The 17,908-nt window shown below is 45.8% G+C and carries 15 protein-coding genes; 4 read left to right on the top strand and 11 right to left on the bottom strand.

Translation table 11 applies throughout. The features are described from left to right. Positions 1-16 precede the first annotated feature (16 nt). From radC to SPB21_RS07335, 7 genes are all read right to left on the bottom strand, one after another. Complete coding sequence (gene radC / locus SPB21_RS07365; RefSeq protein WP_499866145.1) at positions 17-829, bottom strand: RadC family protein; 813 nt, start codon at positions 827-829, stop codon at positions 17-19. Between the two features lie 162 nt (positions 830-991). Then, a complete protein-coding gene (locus tag SPB21_RS07360) occupies positions 992-1,624 on the bottom strand; it encodes a hypothetical protein (RefSeq protein WP_499866144.1) in 633 nt (210 codons plus the stop codon). Positions 1,625-1,627: 3 nt separating this feature from the next. Further along, positions 1,628-3,733 (bottom strand): type IV secretion system DNA-binding domain-containing protein, encoded by a 2,106-nt coding sequence (locus tag SPB21_RS07355; protein WP_499866143.1) that lies wholly within the window; start codon positions 3,731-3,733, stop codon positions 1,628-1,630. Next, entirely contained in the window at positions 3,730-4,317 is a 588-nt protein-coding gene (locus SPB21_RS07350) for a hypothetical protein (RefSeq protein ID WP_499866142.1), read from the bottom strand. Before SPB21_RS07350 ends, SPB21_RS07355 begins: the two co-directional genes overlap by 4 nt. Continuing rightward, positions 4,314-4,799: a DUF6753 family protein gene (locus tag SPB21_RS07345; protein ID WP_499866141.1), complete on the bottom strand. Its 486-nt coding sequence runs from the start codon at positions 4,797-4,799 to the stop codon at positions 4,314-4,316. The genes SPB21_RS07350 and SPB21_RS07345 overlap by 4 nt, the downstream gene beginning before the upstream one ends. Then, entirely contained in the window at positions 4,687-5,511 is an 825-nt protein-coding gene (locus tag SPB21_RS07340; RefSeq protein WP_499866140.1) for a P-loop NTPase family protein, read from the bottom strand. Before SPB21_RS07340 ends, SPB21_RS07345 begins: the two co-directional genes overlap by 113 nt. Before the next feature lie 5 nt (positions 5,512-5,516). Then, positions 5,517-5,774, bottom strand: a complete 258-nt coding sequence (locus SPB21_RS07335) for a hypothetical protein (protein ID WP_499866139.1) — start codon at positions 5,772-5,774, stop codon at positions 5,517-5,519. 250 nt (positions 5,775-6,024) lie between these two features. Here SPB21_RS07335 and SPB21_RS07330 point away from each other — a divergent pair, with 250 nt between their 5' ends. From SPB21_RS07330 to SPB21_RS07320, 3 genes are all read left to right on the top strand, one after another. Further along, on the top strand, positions 6,025-6,165 hold the full coding sequence (locus tag SPB21_RS07330; RefSeq protein WP_499866138.1) for a hypothetical protein: 141 nt from the start codon (positions 6,025-6,027) through the stop codon (positions 6,163-6,165). Positions 6,166-6,710: 545 nt separating this feature from the next. Then, the gene (locus tag SPB21_RS07325) at positions 6,711-7,022 is read left to right on the top strand and encodes a CU044_2847 family protein (protein WP_499866137.1); all 312 of its coding nucleotides are present in this window, start codon (positions 6,711-6,713) and stop codon (positions 7,020-7,022) included. A 4-nt stretch (positions 7,023-7,026) separates the two neighbouring features. Further along, positions 7,027-10,185 carry a GAF domain-containing protein gene (locus tag SPB21_RS07320; protein WP_499866136.1) on the top strand — a complete coding sequence of 1,053 codons (3,159 nt, stop codon included), beginning with the start codon at positions 7,027-7,029 and terminating at the stop codon, positions 10,183-10,185. Between the two features lie 293 nt (positions 10,186-10,478). Here the strand turns inward: SPB21_RS07320 and SPB21_RS07315 are convergent, their stop codons facing one another. Next, positions 10,479-11,459 carry a tyrosine-type recombinase/integrase gene (locus SPB21_RS07315; protein WP_499866135.1) on the bottom strand — a complete coding sequence of 327 codons (981 nt, stop codon included), beginning with the start codon at positions 11,457-11,459 and terminating at the stop codon, positions 10,479-10,481. A gap of 297 nt (positions 11,460-11,756) precedes the next feature. On the opposite strand from SPB21_RS07315, the gene SPB21_RS07310 reads away from it, so the two are divergent. Next, positions 11,757-12,848 (top strand): IS481 family transposase, encoded by a 1,092-nt coding sequence (locus tag SPB21_RS07310; RefSeq protein WP_499866134.1) that lies wholly within the window; start codon positions 11,757-11,759, stop codon positions 12,846-12,848. An 85-nt stretch (positions 12,849-12,933) separates the two neighbouring features. Here the strand turns inward: SPB21_RS07310 and SPB21_RS07305 are convergent, their stop codons facing one another. From SPB21_RS07305 to SPB21_RS07295, 3 genes are all read right to left on the bottom strand, one after another. Continuing rightward, positions 12,934-14,223: a hypothetical protein gene (locus SPB21_RS07305; protein ID WP_499866133.1), complete on the bottom strand. Its 1,290-nt coding sequence runs from the start codon at positions 14,221-14,223 to the stop codon at positions 12,934-12,936. A gap of 403 nt (positions 14,224-14,626) precedes the next feature. Then, positions 14,627-17,173, bottom strand: a complete 2,547-nt coding sequence (gene mobF, locus SPB21_RS07300) for a MobF family relaxase (protein WP_499866132.1) — start codon at positions 17,171-17,173, stop codon at positions 14,627-14,629. Between the two features lie 200 nt (positions 17,174-17,373). Further along, entirely contained in the window at positions 17,374-17,721 is a 348-nt protein-coding gene (locus SPB21_RS07295) for a hypothetical protein (protein ID WP_499866131.1), read from the bottom strand. Between the last annotated feature and the right edge of the window lie 187 nt (positions 17,722-17,908).

Below are 17,908 nucleotides of genomic sequence, written 5' to 3'. Positions count from 1 at the left end.
CCACTTACTGCACTGTTTATTGATTTTCCCAAAGGTATCCGTTGGTTTGCCTAAGACTCACAAAATCTCCTTTTGAGACAATGATGTGATCAAGGATAGGAATATTAAGAATCTTCCCACCTTTTAGCAGTGTTTCTGTAAGACTGATATCTGCCTCGCTGGGAGTGGTATCCCCAGATGGATGATTGTGAGCGATCACTAACCGACTGGCCCCTTTCTCAATGGCTTTTCCAAATATTTCCTTTGGGTCTGCCAGGGTCTCAGAACTGGTCCCTTTAGAAACAATATGCGTGGATTTCAGCCTGTGCTTGATGTCCACGCATAGGATAGCAAAGTGCTCCAGATGCTCATAACCGATATCGCCCATGATCGCAGCAGCGGCCACCGCAGGATCATCAATCACCGTTTTCGTATTAGGCTTTGGGTTTGAGATCCGTTTCCCCAGTTCAAGGGCAGCGATAATAATGGCAGCTCTTGCCTCACCAATCCCTTCAATGTCTGTCAAGTCCTTCTTTGTCAGCTGCTGCAGGCCAATCGCCTCATTAGAGTCTTTCTCCTTTGCCTTCAGGAGTATGGAGGCAGCGATTTCATCCGCATAGATTTTTCTATCGCCTTTTGGAATTGCCCCCTGGCCGATAACGATGGTAAGCAGCTCCTTGGTAGACAGGACCTTTGGGCCATAGTTATCCAGACGATACTTTTCCATGGCAGGGGCGAGGCTCATAAAAGGAGCCCCTTGCCCCGTCCGATGGGTGGTCCTTCCAGGTAGTGGAGCCTGGCCTTGGGGAATTATGTCTAACTGCTTTACTGGCTGTACTCCATCTGCCACATTGGTCCTTTTGGTTTACCTGTTGTCTCCATTCCACCTTGGAAGTAAGTTTTACTATTCTCAATGGAATACCTTGTAAACCAATCATGATGCTTAGTCACTTCACAGCAGTTATTCTAAGGGGGCTCCCCCCACCTGAGAAGCCCCCTTAAGCAATGCCTATCACCGCCTTCTACGCCTGGTATTGCTCACCTTCCTGCCAGTGCGTGCAGCGGACTTAAGCAACTTGCTGCCCTTTGCTGCTCGCTTTCCTTTCTGTTTTGTAACAAGCTTATAAGCCCAAACAACCGGCTTGGCTATCACCTTTACAACTGACACCGCTGGTTGAGCACGTTGGATTGTCCGTTCACTCTTCTCATAGGGAGTCAGATGACGGTTTCCGCGTTCTAATTTCCGCTGATTCGCCCAGTTCTCTTTTAACACCATCTCCCCTTTACGATTCTCCTTCCCATGTAAGGTCATGCCATTGTATTTGGAAAGGCCCTTTTCCTGACTCTCCTTGATAATCCGTCCATCGTCATCGGCAACAGTCAGCTTGCCCCCACGCACTTTGTAAGACACTCGATCTTTCTTTTCACCAGGATTTCCAATCCCCCAACGCCAGACAGTTTTTCCCGTTTTCTGTGCCCGAAGCCGTAACTTCTCAAACACGCCTACCTCTTTCCGGGCGTTTAAGCCCTCCCGGACTGCCTCACTACCCTCCTTTGAAGACCGTCTGAACTTTTGCTGAAACCGCTCTACATTGCCTGAACCCGCTTGAATCGGTCGCTCTGAACGATAATTATTGACACTCATTGTCTAGTCCTCCCAATCGATTGAAACATCAAGGAGCTGCAGTCCTATAAATGCGGCCATCTCGGTAAATTTCTCCCTAGAAAACGTCTGAATCCCAGTTCCCATAGCACAATGGGACGTTATCTCATCCAGGTCACTGTCCTCTACTTTGAGAATCCGTAAAACCTCTGCGCGAGAAAGTTCATTAGAAGCGCTTCCAAACCTGGTAAACAGATTGTTCTCCGTTTCTATCTCTTCCTCACCTTCAATCGTTTCAAAGAGCCCCCATTTGCCAAGCTCTTCATCACTCCATGGGGTTAATTTGAGCCCTGGCTCCTTCTCTCCAATCCGGTCATAGGCTGGCACATCCTCATCAGGCGTAACCTGCATATCCTGCACTTCTTTCCAGGAGTAGGTATGCCAGTGATGACCACCCACACCCCCTGCAAAAAATCCGGTGAGCCCATGTTCTGGCCCAGTTTTTGGAATAGAAGCACTAAACAACGCTTCCTTTGGAACAAGGGGACGTTTTACACGCCGTAAAGTGGGACTGACCTCCCGTTCACCCTTACGCTTAAAGACATCGCCAACCTCACGCTCAGCACCGTCAAAGCCTTCTGAATACCCAACCTGGGATTCTATTACCTCCATATCTCCGATATAGGTCTCAGACATGGTTTTCGCGGTATCGCCATCAACACCGCCTAAAACCGCTAACCGGTGAGACAGCTCTAAAATCTGCCGAGACGCCTTCTCTCCAAACTTTGCCTCAATTCCTGCGGTATTCTGTGCTGACAAAACCGCACACCCACCACGGGAGCGAACCATCGTCATAAACCGCACCAGATTATTACCTACAAATCGAGATGCTTCAGAGACTTCATCAATGAAAAGCCAGATGCGCCGTAAATGACTGTCCGGCAAGTCCAATGTGACATTGACTAACCGCTCAAAGATAATCGAGTTTAGCTGCTGTACGGTGGCTCCAGAGGTGTTGTCATTGCCAAGAACAATCACGGTATCGCCAAAGTCACCGCCCTCAATCAGTTTCTTTAGACTCACCTTCTCCTCAGCAGAATGCCACAGCGCAGCCATCACTCGCAGAGGACGCAACCGGGTATTAAGGGTGAGCATGTAGTCATTGGTGCCACTGTGTTCACTCTTGCCCTGTAAACCTTCAGCAATAATGGCATCAAACTCATCGTCACCCACAATCTGTTTTAGAAACTGCTCATTTGAGCAGGCCAACAACACATCCCTTAGGTCCCACCACTTTCCTGAGCGGATAAAGAACCCCATCACGCTGGTAAGCAGATTCTGTGCTGACTGACTCCAATAGTTTTCTTGGCCCTCAGCATCAGGAATGAGAATTTTTACAACTGTGAGCACCTGCGCTTCATTCACCGTATCGGTACAGATATCCCAGGCAACTCTCCGCCTATCTAAAGGATTAAAAACCAGCACCCGTTTGCCCAGTGCCTCTAGGTAGGGCACCATTTCGATCTTGGCATCGAATACGATCCATAGCTCATTCTCTCGCCATCCAAGCCATGACATCATGGCCTTTAGAAACGTGGTCTTTCCACCTCCAATATTGCCAAGCAACATAAAGTGCTCATTCTCAACGTGAAACTCGATGTAATCAGCCCCCCAGGGGAGAAGTCCTGGGGGTAGCTCCCCGCGAGACCGCTTAATATCCCGAGAACTTATAAGCCGTGGTCCCCTTACATGGGGGTCAAACGGATACTCAGGGAACCGTGCTCGTGTCACCTGCAGTACTCCAAACCCTGTAACCGTCACGGCTGTAAGAAACGCGACCTTTACCCCTAGAAAGGGGATCAATAGCGCCTTGATGCCAAAGTAGAGCGATGCGATCGCACTCACCGCAAATAGCCACCAAAGGACATCCCGAACTGTTACCTGCTTCACCCGTCGTGCAGCAGCAGCCACTACACTCACAACAGCACCTCCTGCTGAGAACCGAAGGAGCATCCCAACCGCATTTCCAGGATTAAGCCACTCCAACCCATGCTGCAGTAACTGGACATCTACCTGTGCCTCAACGACCGGCACACACCAGGGTAGTAAGCTCCCAATAAGCACGACAGCAATGATCAACCGAACCGTCATACCGTTCCCTCCTGCTTTAACCGCTCAAAGTGATAAATCTTCCGCACATGCTTTAACCTGCCGTTTGGATACTGCCATCCCCAACCCATAATAAAGAGAAAGACACTGACCGCCATGACAAACGCCAACGGCTCCCACACCACAAACTTGACTGAGTGGAAGAACAAAACTGCGACTATGGGCGCTGCAACCAACAACATTGTTGCAAGGGCAATCCACCGTCCAAACACTTCAAGAATGTAGAGTGGGGACGCCCCACCATAGACAGAGCGAAGCTCCTCAACAGCACCGGTTAGAAATCGCAGACACCAGAGGGTAGGAAGTAGTGTCGTTATCTCGATAAACCATCGGTGTGAGCCCCCAGCAGTCGCCTTTTGGAGCGTTCCTTCTGCATCCTCTAGGGCAAGACCAGTCGGTAATCGAAATACCCCATCAATCCAGAGACACATCCTGTTATCAAACTCAAATTCAGAGAAAAATGCTGCCACAACATCACGCTGCAGCAAAAAGAGGATTGGAAAGCAGACCACCAGCACTAGAAAGAGTAACGCCACCGTTACCCGATTTCCCTTGTATCGTTTCATTCTGCCCCCTGTTCAAAGACACAGACCTCAGGGAACCGCTCGCAGATTTCACTACCTACAAATGAGAGCAGAGGACGACCAAAGAGAATGCCGGTGAGGAGTCCCATGAGAGCAACACCAATCAGTTCCCGTGCAAGCAGCCCGCTATTGCGGGAGGCACGGGGAAGCCTCATCTTTAACCGCTTATCCAGATTTTTTGAGAGTGCGGTAAGTCCTAGCGTGTATTCCCTCAATTCCCCAATCTTCTCCGTCAGGGTATCAACGGTTTCTGACAGCCGTTCTTCTTGGAGAGAAACTGCCTTTGGAATCTCCACCACCGCAGCCTCAATCGACCCCATAGCCACCATTACAATAAACATGGGATCGTCTTCAGCTATCCCGGTCTTGGCTACTATCTCCCACACTCTTTTTTGCTCTGCCTCGCTTTTTCCGTGCAGGAGCTTTTGGAGCAGGCTCTGTTCCGTTGTTGTCAGATGTTCCATTGGTAAAAATCTCTAATGCATCAAGTTGAGAGAAGAATGTGGTGAGTGCTCGTTTTACGCGACTGCGTGCCGCGATGGTGAGTCCACCGTCACGGGAGATAGCCTCCCCGAATGTGAGGGAATGGGCCTTTAGAAAATCAAGGTCCGCTGTACCAAATCGGGGCAGGTAAATGACTGGCACCTGATACGCCTGCAATGCTGTGCCAAGGCTTTCATTCGCCTCAGGATCTGAGTAGTCGTAGGTAAGCCGATCGGTAAAGTGCCGATTTCGAATCAGGATATGGGGGATACCGTCAAACTCCTGCAACGATTCAAGGAACAGCGTTACAGAGTCGTACTCACCAGAGGTTACAAACCAAAAGCAAAGCTTAATGCCTTCCTCGATCGCGAGATCGGCACTTCCCTGCGATAGCCATTGAACTAGCGCTCGGTGGGACTGAGCAGGGGAATTGACTACTGCATCAGTGTTACTGGCCAGCACTTCATCAAGGAGCGTGTCTGCCTTATCGAGCTGATCGCTATCTTCAGTGAAGTAGGGGTAGATGACCCGCTGTTTTCCTTCAAATGCGCGTCCTACATCGCCATTGGACCGATCCGCTTCACAGATAAGCGGTACTTTTTGCTTCTGCAGGAAGTACTCAGCAAGTGCCAGTGAAACGATGCTTTTACCGACACCGCCTTTCTCACCACAAGAATTATGAATCCAGGGCATGACCGTTACCTCCGTACTTTGGGTAACGGCAGGGCACCTGGTTTAGTAGTGCGGGCAGCTCGGTTTAGCTGCTGGACATATTTTTTAAGCGTTGAACATTTGATGGTGATGCCCTGTTCACCAAGTATCTGGGTGATTTCCAGATACTTGTATCCACGGGTGCGTAGATCGTTTATTTCATCTAGGATTTCGGTGATCCTGGATTTGAGTGTCGGCTTTAGTTTCGATGGAAGAGACCGTAAGACTTCCTTACAGGTACTCATAGGCGAATCCTCATGAGACGATGCTCATAAGGATGTCAGTGGGGCAGGGGGGATGTCTTGATCAGAGATATAGGATGTATGTCCCTTAATAGAAAGGAAATTTCTGTAACATGCTTTACACTTGAGTCATAAACTCAGATTCTTGATAGGCTGTCAAAATGGCACTGGTCACCTAGGAGATGACTTCTAGAATGCCTATGATTCCTTTCTTCTGGCCTATGAAATTTCCCATCTTCACAGTCATCAGACTGTGAAAAACAGCACGGCCACCCCCAAAGAGGGTAGTATCCACCAACGCTATCTGTGTCGAGGCTGTCGCAAGCATTTCAACGAACAAACGAATACGTCATTTAGCACCCTCATCTCTTCGGTGCGAGATTTAATGGTGTAGCTGGCCAGTTAACTCGATGACTGTAAGCGAGATATGGGAGTTCCGGTACGTTTATTAAACCATTTTCGGCAGGCTTTACACCGATATTGCTGCAGGGGAGCGCCGTCTTTAAGCAACCTCAAGCCGATTTTACGAAGTGCTTACTCTAGCAATGGTGACAGTCCATCAATCTGATCTTGATGCATCACAAGCTTTATGGGCAGCTCCTGCTCTCAGGTCCGTGCTATCTGTAGCAATCAACCTGGTCTTTGCCTGTATTAGTAATGATGCGCTCTTAGGGAGTTCGTAAATTGATCTTGCTTCCTAAAGCTCTTCATCCTTCTCCTTATAAAAATGCAGGGTTGCTCCGAAGTCAAAAATGAAAGCCTACAACCTGATTTCTCCGTTAGAAACAGCTGTGCTTCCTGCCAACATCCAACAGCAGCAATTAGGGGGTTAGCTTTATCGGTTACAATGATGAAGCATACAACCACTGAAAATTGACGAGTTAGTCTATCCAGAATGATTCTTTTTCATTGTGAAAAACTTCAATCATTTACATGATTATGGAAAACCAATTGATCGAACTTAGAGATGGAATTTTTGTCGAAGTAGAGGTTCCGAAAGATAAGACAAGAGAAATATCTGGCCAATTTGCAGGAAAAGTTGAAACAGCCCTAGAGGATATAAAACCTATTCTAAAGAATGTTTGCAAGCCTGTATCTGACGTATTTCAAGAATTGAATCAGGATGCAGCTATTGAAAGTGCTGAAGTTGAAATAACCTTTGGGTTTGAGGCTGAAGGTAACATTTATATTACTAGAGCGAAAGCTAATTCAAACTTAACAGTAAAGCTAAAGATAAAACCGAAGCAGTAGAAATATGGAAGAGAGAGCTATTACGAGAGCTATATTCTTAATCACAAGTAGCGATCCATCTCTAAGCAAGAAAAATCCATGTGGAACTGGTTTTTGTATCTACAAAGACCAAAAATACTCTTATGTAGTCACATGCCATCACGTGGTCGAAGATGTTGGGGGGAATTCTTTCTTGCTTGTCAACAATAAAAAGGCAGAGCTTATATCGAATAATAAGTCTGTTGATTTAGCGATCTTAAAGGTAGAAAATTTTCTCAAAAGCTTTCCACTAAATTTAACCCCAGGTATAGTAAAGGGCCAAATTTGCAAGATTCATGGCTATGCTGCTTTTGTTAAAGGTAAGTCGCATAGGCTTAGAACGTTAGAGGGTACGGTAGGAGAGATTTTTTTTCAAACCCAAGATAAAGGAGAGGTAAAAGTTGAAAGCTGGGATTTAATCATTAGCAATAAAGAAAATAGAATTCATAAAAACCTTCGAGGAGGTTACAGTGGATCTCCAGTTGTAAACTCGGAAGGTCAAGTTTTAGGAGTTGTTAATTTACAGCTTAATAGTGAAGGCAGTTTAGGTGCAGCTATTTCAATAAACTATGTAGAGATGGTTTGGCCAAAACTTCCTTCTGATGTCAAGAAGCAGTTAAAACCACAGAAAAAGCGCAATCTTTTTCCTGCTACAAACCGACTGGAGTCGATAAACGTTTCTCAGATTCTCTCAAAGTTGAGAGTTAAATTTAGAGAGGCCCCTGAGAATGTCACAGATCCAGATTGGATGCCTTGGTTCAGCGATATGCTCGTGTTACAACGTAAAGCTCTTGAAGAAATTACTTTTTCAATAGGTTCTATGTTAGGCGCTCATAGAACTACTGTTTACTTCTTGAGTTCCTCAGGAGGTCAGGAAATAGGTAGTATTTCTAACAGTAATGAACTTTGGTCACTTTTGGCTCAGGGAGAAAGCTCATTAGAAATTCGTGTTCCTATAGGTGAAGGAGTATCAGGCACAGTAGCCGCCACCCAAGAGACAATTTTTATACCTTCTGATGCATATGAAAAGGCAGGCGAATTAAGTGAGACAATAATAAACCAAGATGAAATAACAGGTTATCGAACGTATAACTTGCTGACTGCTCCTCTCCTTAGTGAAGATGGTAACTTAATCGCCGTTTTTCAGTTTTTGAATAAACTAAATTCTCATGCTAAGAGCCGTAAAGACATATCGCCTAACTTGATTATTGGTCAAGAAGACATTGATAAATTAGGCTTCAGTAACGAAGACTATGAGATCTTCAATAGTCATATGCCTGCGATTTGCCTCATAATTGAACTTTATCAAGACCACTATCGACAGTTTCGAAAGCTACAGTCAATTGTCAATTTCTCAAGTGCAACTTTAAAGCTCAGTCGAGAAAATCAGAGTTTAGAAGATATTCTTAATCAAGTTATTGATGAGGCGTGTAGAATTACTGAAGCTGACCGAGGAACCTTTTGGTTGCTTGACAGCCAGAGAAAAAGACTTAGAGCTAAAGTTCCTTCTGAATCTGGTAAATGGCAAGAAATAAGGATAAAAGTTGGAGAAGGATTTGCAGGTAAGGTTGCAAAAACAAAAAAAACACTCAATATTCCTTTCGACTTATATAACCATCCCGATTCTGCTAAAAGCAGAGAAACTGATGCCAGTACAGGCTATCGTACCTGTAGTTTACTGTGCATGCCAGTTTTTAGTCGGGATGACTCAACAAAGTTGATCGGCGTTACTCAATTATTAAACAAAAGAACTCAGCAAAGTATAAGAGGGCAATATAATGCTTCTAATTTTTCAGATAAAAACCCACCAAGCTTCTTTAAAGCCAGTTTCTCAGATGAAGATGAGGCTAGACTTGAAAGATTCAATGATCAGGTTGCTGCAGCAATTGAAAGTGCGCAGCGACCAATTATGGCTGAACAGTACAAGAACCTGCACGAGCTAATTCAAGTGATAGCTCAAGTGGCCGGAAGTTTTCTGAATGCGCATAGAGCCCGTATCTTTTTTGTGAATGAGGAATCAGAAGAAGCGTGGACAATTGTTGCAAATGAAAATCATGACCCATTTGAAGTTTCGGTACCATTTGGAAGAGAGTCTGTTGGTAAAGTTGCCATATCTCATTCACCTGAAATTTTCAACAAAGTTCACCAAGATGAGCTTGAACTCGCTTTCACTCAAGCTAAAGCAAACAATGAGTGCAGTATCCATAGCAAACTTTTATTTCCGATTTTCTCTCCGAGAACTCATCCTAAAAAAAATCTGGCTATAATTGAGTTTGTCAATAAACTTAAGCCTGATGTTGCTCATGGAGGGCCTTTTTCTTATGAAAATTTAGATGACAATGGATTTACTGAAGATGATATAGCAAATTTCAGATATAACCATGAAGGCTCAATCTTTTATCTGATCAATGGCTTCTTGGATGCTTACAAACCAGTGTATCAGTATCGTGAAGGAGAGAAACTTAGAAAGGCTAAAGAGTTTATGATACAAAGTGGAGCCAATACTCCTGAAGCCCTAGATAAGCTTATGGTCTCAGCCAGAGAGCTTGTAGGGGCACATAGAAGTACTTTGTGGAGAGTAGACCCTGATGACCAAGATATTCTATATGCTTGTGTGCCCTCCTCTGAGGGAGGGACTAAACGTATATCGGTAACTATTGGTGAAGGCTATGTAGGGCAGGCAGCAGATCGAACACTTGAAGCACTTAACAATCTCAAATTTAAGGATATATCTTTTAATGAGATTATGAAAAGATCGTTTCTTAATATTGGCTTTGATTTGTATGATGACCGTAATCGTTCTGCTAAGGCTAGGAAAACTGATAGAGAAACAAAATACAGAACCTGTAGCCTTTTGTGTGTACCTATTCTGTCTCCGGACAGAAAATTACTTGGCGTTATTCAATTATTAAATAAAATGCGGAGAGGGTTTGAAAATCAAGTACAAGATGTTTACAAGTTCGGAGAACCTCTTCCAAGATGTTTTATGGCCTCTTTCACCAAGCAGAATGAGAAGCAGATGGCTGATTTCTGTGCAGATGTTGGAGACATACTGGGACTGTTGGAGGTTCAAAATGAAATAACAAATCAAAGGAAAATGAGAGCTGTGCAGGCCAGAATTGATCGTATCAAGCAGCAAGGCTAGGACTGTTTCCAGTATAGCTATCGCAAAATAGCTGATGATACGTTGATATGGGCTTGAGAGTCATTCCTGTCAGGATAGTCTTAGCCTTCTAGTTCATCAGCCTTTGTGTCGGTAGATGTAAGTAATTTTATCAACGATCCGCCGTGCCTTCTAATGTGACTAATGTGTTGGAATTAATCCGGTCTCTTTGCTAACTGCTCGGTGGCGCTGACTGGGAAAATGGTCTCATAGGCTTCCCAAAAGGGAAAAGACTGAAATAAAGCTATCCCAAAAGCCCATTTACTAAGATCTCTCTATAGACGAATTCTTTCAATCTCATCTAAACTAATAGTCTCATCTCTGCGATCATAGAGGGCAGTTGTTCTAACATCTTCATGGGCTGCCACCCTTTGGGCATTATCCCGGCTTCCTCCGTGCCTGAGAAAGTTCGTAATCCCAGACGCTCTGAACGTATGGTTACATGCATCTGTACTAACGCCTGCAGCAAGCGCCCGCCGCTTTACCATCGCCCAGGCTTCCTGCCGCTGGAGGCGCTTTCCTGTTAGCTTCCGAGCTCTCCCAGGAGATGTCTGAAAGAGGGGAGCATCTTTTTCGTCACTGAAGCCTGCAGCCTCAAGATATGCATCAAGATACTCTTCGGCTTTATGGTGTACCGGTACCTCATGGTACTTACCGCCTTTTTCATGCAGCCGAAACCAGGTACGCTTTCCTTTGTTGAATAGGTCTTTTACATCCATGCCTAAAACAGCCCCGATACGAGCAAAGCTATAAAACATGGTGGCTATAAGTGCCTGGTCCCGAAGGCCAACAACATGAGAGATATCAATGGAGCTAAGAAGCTGGACCATCTCTTCATCAGAGAGAATAGGAGTCTTTCCTTGTTTTACACGGTGTTTTACTCCACGTACCTCAACAGCGGGATTTTCTCTTACGACACCGCCAGAAAGCAGCCACCGAAAGAGTGAACGAATCGCTGAAAGATGTTGATTCCTGGTAAGTGGTGAACCTGAATGGAGTTCAATGTACCTTGCAACAACAATTGAGTTTATCTGGTCGATCTCAAGCCCTGGATAAAACTCTTCAAGCCAGTCAAAAAACTTTGTGAGTGCCCGGTAGTAGGCAAGACGGGTATTGATGTTCCGTATCTCAGCAGCGAAGAACTCGACAAAGCGGTAGGTAGCTCGTTGTCCCGAGCGAACGAAGACTTCAGGCAGCATGAACTGAGTTCCGGGGAGTCCAGGAGCTGTCTGGGGTTTTATGATGAGTTCTGTCATATGTGAAGCCTTTGGATGCGCTCAGTGAGGTGAATTTGAGCGCTTCTATACCATGACATAAAAAGGGATTATGTCATAGGGAAAAGAATAACTGGGGAAGACGGAGTGTGTTTTCAATCATTCAAATAAGCTCGCTCGGGTCCTCAATGACCCAGAAGAGGGAGCTTACAATTTAAGCAAAACACACACTCATTTTCTTGGGGAAGACCAAAAATCAAGAGCTAGATAGCTAATGTGTAATAGTTAAGACTTTATCTGACACAACCTGTAAACTCACACTGAATCAGGAGTGTCACAATGAATACCCAAGACAAGATCGTCAAGAATCGCTTAGGCATCTTAAATCTAGCCAAAACCCTCGGCAACGTCTCCAAGGCATGCAAAGTGATGGGCGTATCGCGAGATTCGTTCTATCGCTATAAAGAACTCTACGAGACCGGTGGAGAAGCGGCTCTACGCGACATTGACCGTAAAAAGCCCTGCGTCAAGAACCGAGTCGACCCAGAGGTAGAAGCCGCCGTCGTTGCGTTTGCCACAGACCAACCGGCCTACGGCCAGGTGCGTGTCTCGAATGAACTGAAGAAACACGGCCTCTTTGTCTCTCCAGGCGGTGTTCGCTCTATTTGGCTACGGCATGACCTTCAAACGTTTAAGCTCCGGCTCAAAGCACTGGAAGCGAAAGCGGCTCAAGACAACCTAATCCTCACCGAAGCGCAGGTAAAAGCCCTCGAAAAGGCGAAGGAACAAAAGGAAGCCCATGGGGAAATAGAAACCCATCATCCGGGGTATCTAGGCTCTCAAGACACCTTCTATGTGGGTCACATCAAAGGCATCGGACGGATTTATCAGCAAACCTTCATTGATACCTACACTCGGGTGGCTCAGGTGAAGCTGTATGACCGTAAGAATGCGCTGGTGGCCGCTGATACGCTCAATGACCGAGTAATCCCATTCTATGAGGAACAGAGCATTCCATTACTGAGGATTTTGACGGACCGAGGCACCGAATATTGTGGCAATGTCGAACACCATGAATATCAACTCTACCTGGCCATTGAAGACATTGACCATACGCGAACGAAAGCCAGATCACCCCAAACCAATGGGATTTGTGAACGCTTTCATCGCACCATTTTGGAGGAGTTTTATCAAATTGCGTTTCGTAAAAAAGTCTATCAAAGCCTTGAAGACCTACAAAACGATGTGGATGAATGGATAGAGTATTACAATTGGGAACGACCCCATTCAGGTCGATATTGTTACGGCAAGACGCCCATACAAACCTTTCTCGATAGTGCGCATTTAGCAAACGAAAAACAATTAGATCAATACGGAGAAAAGAGTGTAAAAAATCAAACACAACCTGACAAGTCTCTAAGTGTCAGATAACCCCCTTCTGTCAGATGAAGTTTGATCTATTACAGCTAATGCAATCAGGGATTGGGACTTTCATCCGGCTGTGTATCAAAAACACCTAATTACTTTCTGGAATATTCGTGGTAGGTTCATCAAGTTTTCTGTAACCAGTATGATAATAGAGCGTATCAGAGAGCGATATTCTTCCATCCGTCTCAAATAGCATATAGTTAACAATCAGTCCGCCGGTGTAATCTATTCGGTTTCCAGAAAATAAGTTTTGTCTTGTTCTTGTGCTTCCGCCTGCTTGGTCAATATTTAAGAACAGAATTGCTCCTTTACCGCCTTCCATTAAATCTTCAATTTGCGAGGCTCTTGCTATAGCATAAAGCGGGCTAACACCCACACTGTCGCTTACGTTACCTAGACTATTAATCAACGTATCGAATTGCTCATTTGTAGCCTTCAGTCTTGCCAACTTCTGCGCGTCTTTAGGCTTGATAGTATCCCCCAATAACGTTAAACGATCAATTTCTATAGAAGCCTGTTCGCTATATCGGAAGAGTTCCTGTAAATCCCCTAGAGCTTTGCCAAATATACCACCAGAAGCATCAGTGCTGTCTAAAAGAAATAAGGAAGGATGATAAAGCCTCCAATTCGTTTCTAGATTAGATTGAAATTCAGAAGCAAGCTGTGAAACTAAAGAATTTACTTCCACCGATAACAGTGAACTTTGGATAACAACATCACTTCTAAATAAAGCCGTAGTTTCGATCACTGATCTTAACAATGCTGATGGCAAGCCTAACGCACTAAAATTTGCAATTTGTGGTAAGTCTAAAAATGGAACATCGGTATCTGGTGGTGCGCCTGTGTCCGGCGGTGAGACTTGAGGAAGCTCTCCTAAAATACTCCTATAACTATTAACTAACGCTATTCTTCGGCCTTCATATACACGGTAAATTGACAATGAATTAATTACTAAAGAATCATAAACAATCAAATTGCTTGGCGTCCCTAGTCCCTGCTCAAGGTTACTAGAGCGAAACGCATTAAGCTGCCTATGCATTTCATTCGCTAGCAGCTCCATTGCCTCATAAGTAAGAATAAAATTCTCAATCCTAGGCTGTTCGGTAGACTGAGCACTAATAGTCCCTTGGAGAGCCTGACTTGCGTCGGTAAATGTGGGCAATATCGGTTGCTGTGCTTCAGATAAAGCTCTTTGAGTTTGCAATAATTCCAACTCAAGCTTAATTTTATCTATCTCATTCTGAAGCTCTTCTAATTCAGAAGCCTGAGAACTTTGATCACTTTCTTGAGCAAAAACAGAAGGTGTAAGCGCCATGGGACAAAGAAAGAAAATCAAGAACAAAAGATTTATCTTCTTTGCGATTTTTAGAAAAGCCATAAAAACACCTTTGTAAAGGAATAAAAACTTACTATGCAATTTCCTTTTGTTTAATTTGAAGTACTACTCTCCATGCTCCAAATTGCATCAAGTGACAATCAGAGAAAAGAAGCATAACGGTTCTCTATGCTCCAATCATCCATACGTCCAAACTTAATCAACTCACAGCCTTAGAATAAGGACCGTCAGATATTGCTCATTAAGTGGAGCATCATTGCCATAACTTTCAATATTGACTAATATTTTTATCTACACAGAAAAATGTAGTATATACCTATGACTAGGTTGTGTATCTATAGCTACCATTTAATTGAAATTCTGAGAATTGTAGAATCTCTTTGCCTTAGTTGTCTTTACATTTTCGTGATTTTGCCTGTTCAAAAAGTGATGTAGAGATTTTGATTCACACCCCCTGCCCGATCCTCCTCGGTTCCCGTGCCTTCCTAACGTCCTGCATCCGGTCACTAGCTAACTGCTTCTGAGCATCCTTACCCATCCGCTCTGAAAGCTTTTCCTTCACCACCTTCCGTTTCTGAGGATCACCCTCGGCATAGATCCTGGTACTATCCTTCGCCCGACTTGCAGCCACATACGCTGTATGCCTATCCCACGCGCCATCACTAGCAAGTACATAGCTACTACTTACGGTAACCCCTTGCGCTTTATGCACCGTAGACGCATAGCCAAGCCCAAACTGGTCATACTCCTCATGGGAAAACGATACCCGTTGGTTTTTATCAAGTCCTACGGTGAGCTGTTTTCGTAAATTATCAACCCGCAAAATACTCCCCATCTGGCCGTTCTTAACTTTTAAGTCCCGGTCATTCCGCTGAAACATAATCCGGTCACCTGCAAAGAACCGATCCTTTCCAACGATGGCGTGCTTGTCCTTTAATTCCCCTAGCTCCTTCCGCTTTGCCTGAGCCAGCCGATTAAGCTCCTTCACCTCATCATTCGTCTGGGCCAATATGAGATGCTCTTGTGGCTCCTTACCCCCACCACTAACAGCCCAGTCATCAATCAGCTTTGTCTGTAGTTGCTGTTTATCCTCTGCTACCGAGAGCAGTCCCCGCTTATCAAATGCATCAAGCGCCTCCTGAGCCCTCCCATCAGCAAAATCGTGAACTGCCTGCTTTGCCCACGTCTCTTTCTGACGCCGTATCTCTTTTAATTCAACCTCCCCCACCTGCCGAGCAATCGTCTGAAACGCACCGCCCGACTGCACCGGTTGTAGTTGACGCGCATCTCCGACCAGCACCACCTTGGCTCCCGCACTATCCGCTTCCGCAAATAGCCGGGTCATTTTTTTAGTGCCAACCATGCCCGCTTCATCAACCAGGAGCACCGTCTTACTGCCAATGCCAGAATGCGTTTGCTGGCCGACCTTCATGGGTTTTTCTTCCTGCTGCTGCCTTCGGTAATCAATGGAGCCAAAGAAACTATCAATCGTGCGACTCTGCACCTTTGCCCCCTCCTCTAATCCAGAGGCTGCTTTTGCAGAAAGGGAAAGTCCCTGTACGGTATAGCCGCTTTTTTCCCAGGTCTCCCGCGCTGCATCGAGGAAGAAGGTCTTCCCCGTGCCAGCCATCCCACTGGTTACCTTAACGGCTCCTGGGTTTACCACATGAGTAAGGGCTGTCCGCTGCTCCTTTGACATGGTTGGCCGACTGGAAAGTGCCTCATGAGTAAGGGCTGTCCGCTGCTCCTTTGACATGGTTGGCCGACTGGAAAGTGCCTCAAATAAATACTTTGAATTCACTGTATGGCTTTTATCCTGCCACCGATTGATCGTGTGGGTATGGAGCTTTTCCTCAAGGTCGAGCTGCGCTTGCGTGGTAAATTCCTTCCCCTTTTCCCCTTCAAGTGCGATCGCATTCTTAGACTTCATAAACCGCTGCTTTTGCACCTTCATATCGGCATAGGTAAGCCCTTTACCGATTGAGTTTTCAGCCAATGCTCTATCCAACTCCCGCTCAGTAAAGGCGGACTTGTAATACAGCGACTGGTCTAAAGCTTCACGAAGCATTTTCTGCCCCTTTAATCGCCGGTCAAACTCAGAGCGTGGCTTCACCTCCTTTCTTGCAGCCTGTAAATGAGCAGGGGTTACCCCATGCTTTTTGGCACGTTCCTGCCACGATTCTCGAAGTTCATCATCATCAACGTGGAATTTCGCCCGTTTACTTTCAGTTGCAGCCTTCGCCTTATTCTGTGGCGATGCAGAGAGCTTCTGCTCGTTGAGATAGTCCTGAATCTGATAGCTTCTGGTACTAAACTCATCCCGTGCCTTTTTCGGAATGGCGGAAAGCTCGAAGGTGCCGTGCTTAGAAATCGAAAGTTTGTACCCTAACTGCTGAGATTCCGACGATAACCGCCCTCGATATACTGCCCCTGCAGCCATCTTTGCCTGATAGAGATGATGCGACTCTAGAGCACCTGTAGTGCCATCTTTCCTGGTACCGATATTAAGAGTAAGTCCATGAGTGTGAAGCTGTGGGTCTTGCTCACGACTTGTCCCGTGCTGAAAGGTAGCTGCAACAAGCCCTACCTTTTCCTGGGCCTCTTTCCCTCCGGCTCCCCGTCTTGTGTAAGCTGCCGTGTCTTCTAGGTACTGAAACGCATCCAATACCGCCCGCTGCTGGGCCTGTTCCCATTTTGCCTTTAGCTCCTCGTCAGTCACCCCCCAGGCAACGGACACTGACTTTGGTGCCGAAAAGGTAATATCCCACCCCGCACGCCGAGTTTTTGCTCCTGCATTCTGTACAAGCTTTTTGTCCCCTTCAGGGGAATACCCTTGCCAGAGGTTTTCCATATGCTCAGGGGCTACTTCGCCATTGAGCCCAAGTTGTTTGGCTCCTGAGCCAACCCAAACACCGGGCCGCTCGTTATCGCTGTGGTAATAGTCTTTTACAAGGTAGTGAGAATTATGCGCCTGTCCGATGGATGCAGTCATCGCTTCAAAGAGTCTCCTGTAGGTTGTTTTTAGGTAGTGAGAACAGTGGTGAAAAGGGAGCAAGAGCGGTTGCAGTGTAGGTCTCGCTTTGGTCGCGCAGAGGATCTATGCAAGCAAGGAAATCGCCCAAAACCCTTTATCTAAAATGCCCTTCCACCACCGTTCGCGTTTTGTTCTCTTGCCGGTAGCTGCACGGTTGTTTACTGGTCGTTTTCAGCACGCTTGTAGGTTTCAAACTGTGCTCTCACCCATTCCCGTGCGTGATCTTTTGAGACTCCTTTCTGTTTCGCTATCAAGACTGAGAGCGCCTCAATACTCCCCCACCGATTGGCGGCAATCTCCTCTGCCATAAGGGATTGAGCGAGCCTCAGCTCTGCTAACTCCTCGGCTATCTGTTCTAAAAAATGAACGATCTCTGACAGCGTTAACCGTTCAATAACGATATCTCTTGCCTTCCGATGAGGGCTCACTCCCTCATCTCTTGCTTCATAATAGAGTTTCTTGGCTTCATCAGAACGAAGCCGAAAGGTGATTTTTGTAGGTATCATGTCGACGCGTGGAATAGTGGACAGAAAAAGGCTGTTAGTAGCTCAAAGAACAAAAAGAGGAGCGCGTTGTCGGCGTAGGATAACCCTTATGGAAAGAGGGTTTTGGGGCAGCACCGATGAGGTGCGTTCAGGTGTGAAGATAATGTGGTGACAGTTAAAAGGGCTAACATGAAGCTGTCAATGGTAG

Source organism: Leptothoe sp. ISB3NOV94-8A (genome assembly GCF_043421595.1).
Lineage (GTDB): Bacteria > Cyanobacteriota > Cyanobacteriia > Phormidesmidales > Phormidesmidaceae > Leptothoe > Leptothoe turfae.
The sequence above is the reverse complement of the archived record's forward strand: the minus strand, read 5'-3'. Positions and strand labels throughout refer to the sequence as shown.

Excerpts from the sequence above, each read along its gene's own strand:
- SPB21_RS07310 (WP_499866134.1), top strand. The coding sequence starts at position 11,757 with ATGAATACCCAAGACAAGATCGTCAAGAATCGCTTAGGCATCTTAAAT.
- SPB21_RS07325 (WP_499866137.1), top strand. The coding sequence starts at position 6,711 with ATGGAAAACCAATTGATCGAACTTAGAGATGGAATTTTTGTCGAAGTA.
- SPB21_RS07315 (WP_499866135.1), bottom strand. The coding sequence starts at position 11,459 with ATGACAGAACTCATCATAAAACCCCAGACAGCTCCTGGACTCCCCGGA.
- SPB21_RS07335 (WP_499866139.1), bottom strand. The coding sequence starts at position 5,774 with ATGAGTACCTGTAAGGAAGTCTTACGGTCTCTTCCATCGAAACTAAAG.
- SPB21_RS07320 (WP_499866136.1), top strand. The coding sequence starts at position 7,027 with ATGGAAGAGAGAGCTATTACGAGAGCTATATTCTTAATCACAAGTAGC.
- SPB21_RS07355 (WP_499866143.1), bottom strand. The coding sequence starts at position 3,733 with ATGACGGTTCGGTTGATCATTGCTGTCGTGCTTATTGGGAGCTTACTA.
- SPB21_RS07295 (WP_499866131.1), bottom strand. The coding sequence starts at position 17,721 with ATGATACCTACAAAAATCACCTTTCGGCTTCGTTCTGATGAAGCCAAG.
- SPB21_RS07305 (WP_499866133.1), bottom strand. The coding sequence starts at position 14,223 with ATGGCTTTTCTAAAAATCGCAAAGAAGATAAATCTTTTGTTCTTGATT.
- SPB21_RS07345 (WP_499866141.1), bottom strand. The coding sequence starts at position 4,799 with ATGGAACATCTGACAACAACGGAACAGAGCCTGCTCCAAAAGCTCCTG.
- SPB21_RS07340 (WP_499866140.1), bottom strand. The coding sequence starts at position 5,511 with ATGCCCTGGATTCATAATTCTTGTGGTGAGAAAGGCGGTGTCGGTAAA.
- SPB21_RS07360 (WP_499866144.1), bottom strand. The coding sequence starts at position 1,624 with ATGAGTGTCAATAATTATCGTTCAGAGCGACCGATTCAAGCGGGTTCA.
- SPB21_RS07350 (WP_499866142.1), bottom strand. The coding sequence starts at position 4,317 with ATGAAACGATACAAGGGAAATCGGGTAACGGTGGCGTTACTCTTTCTA.
- mobF (WP_499866132.1), bottom strand. The coding sequence starts at position 17,173 with ATGACTGCATCCATCGGACAGGCGCATAATTCTCACTACCTTGTAAAA.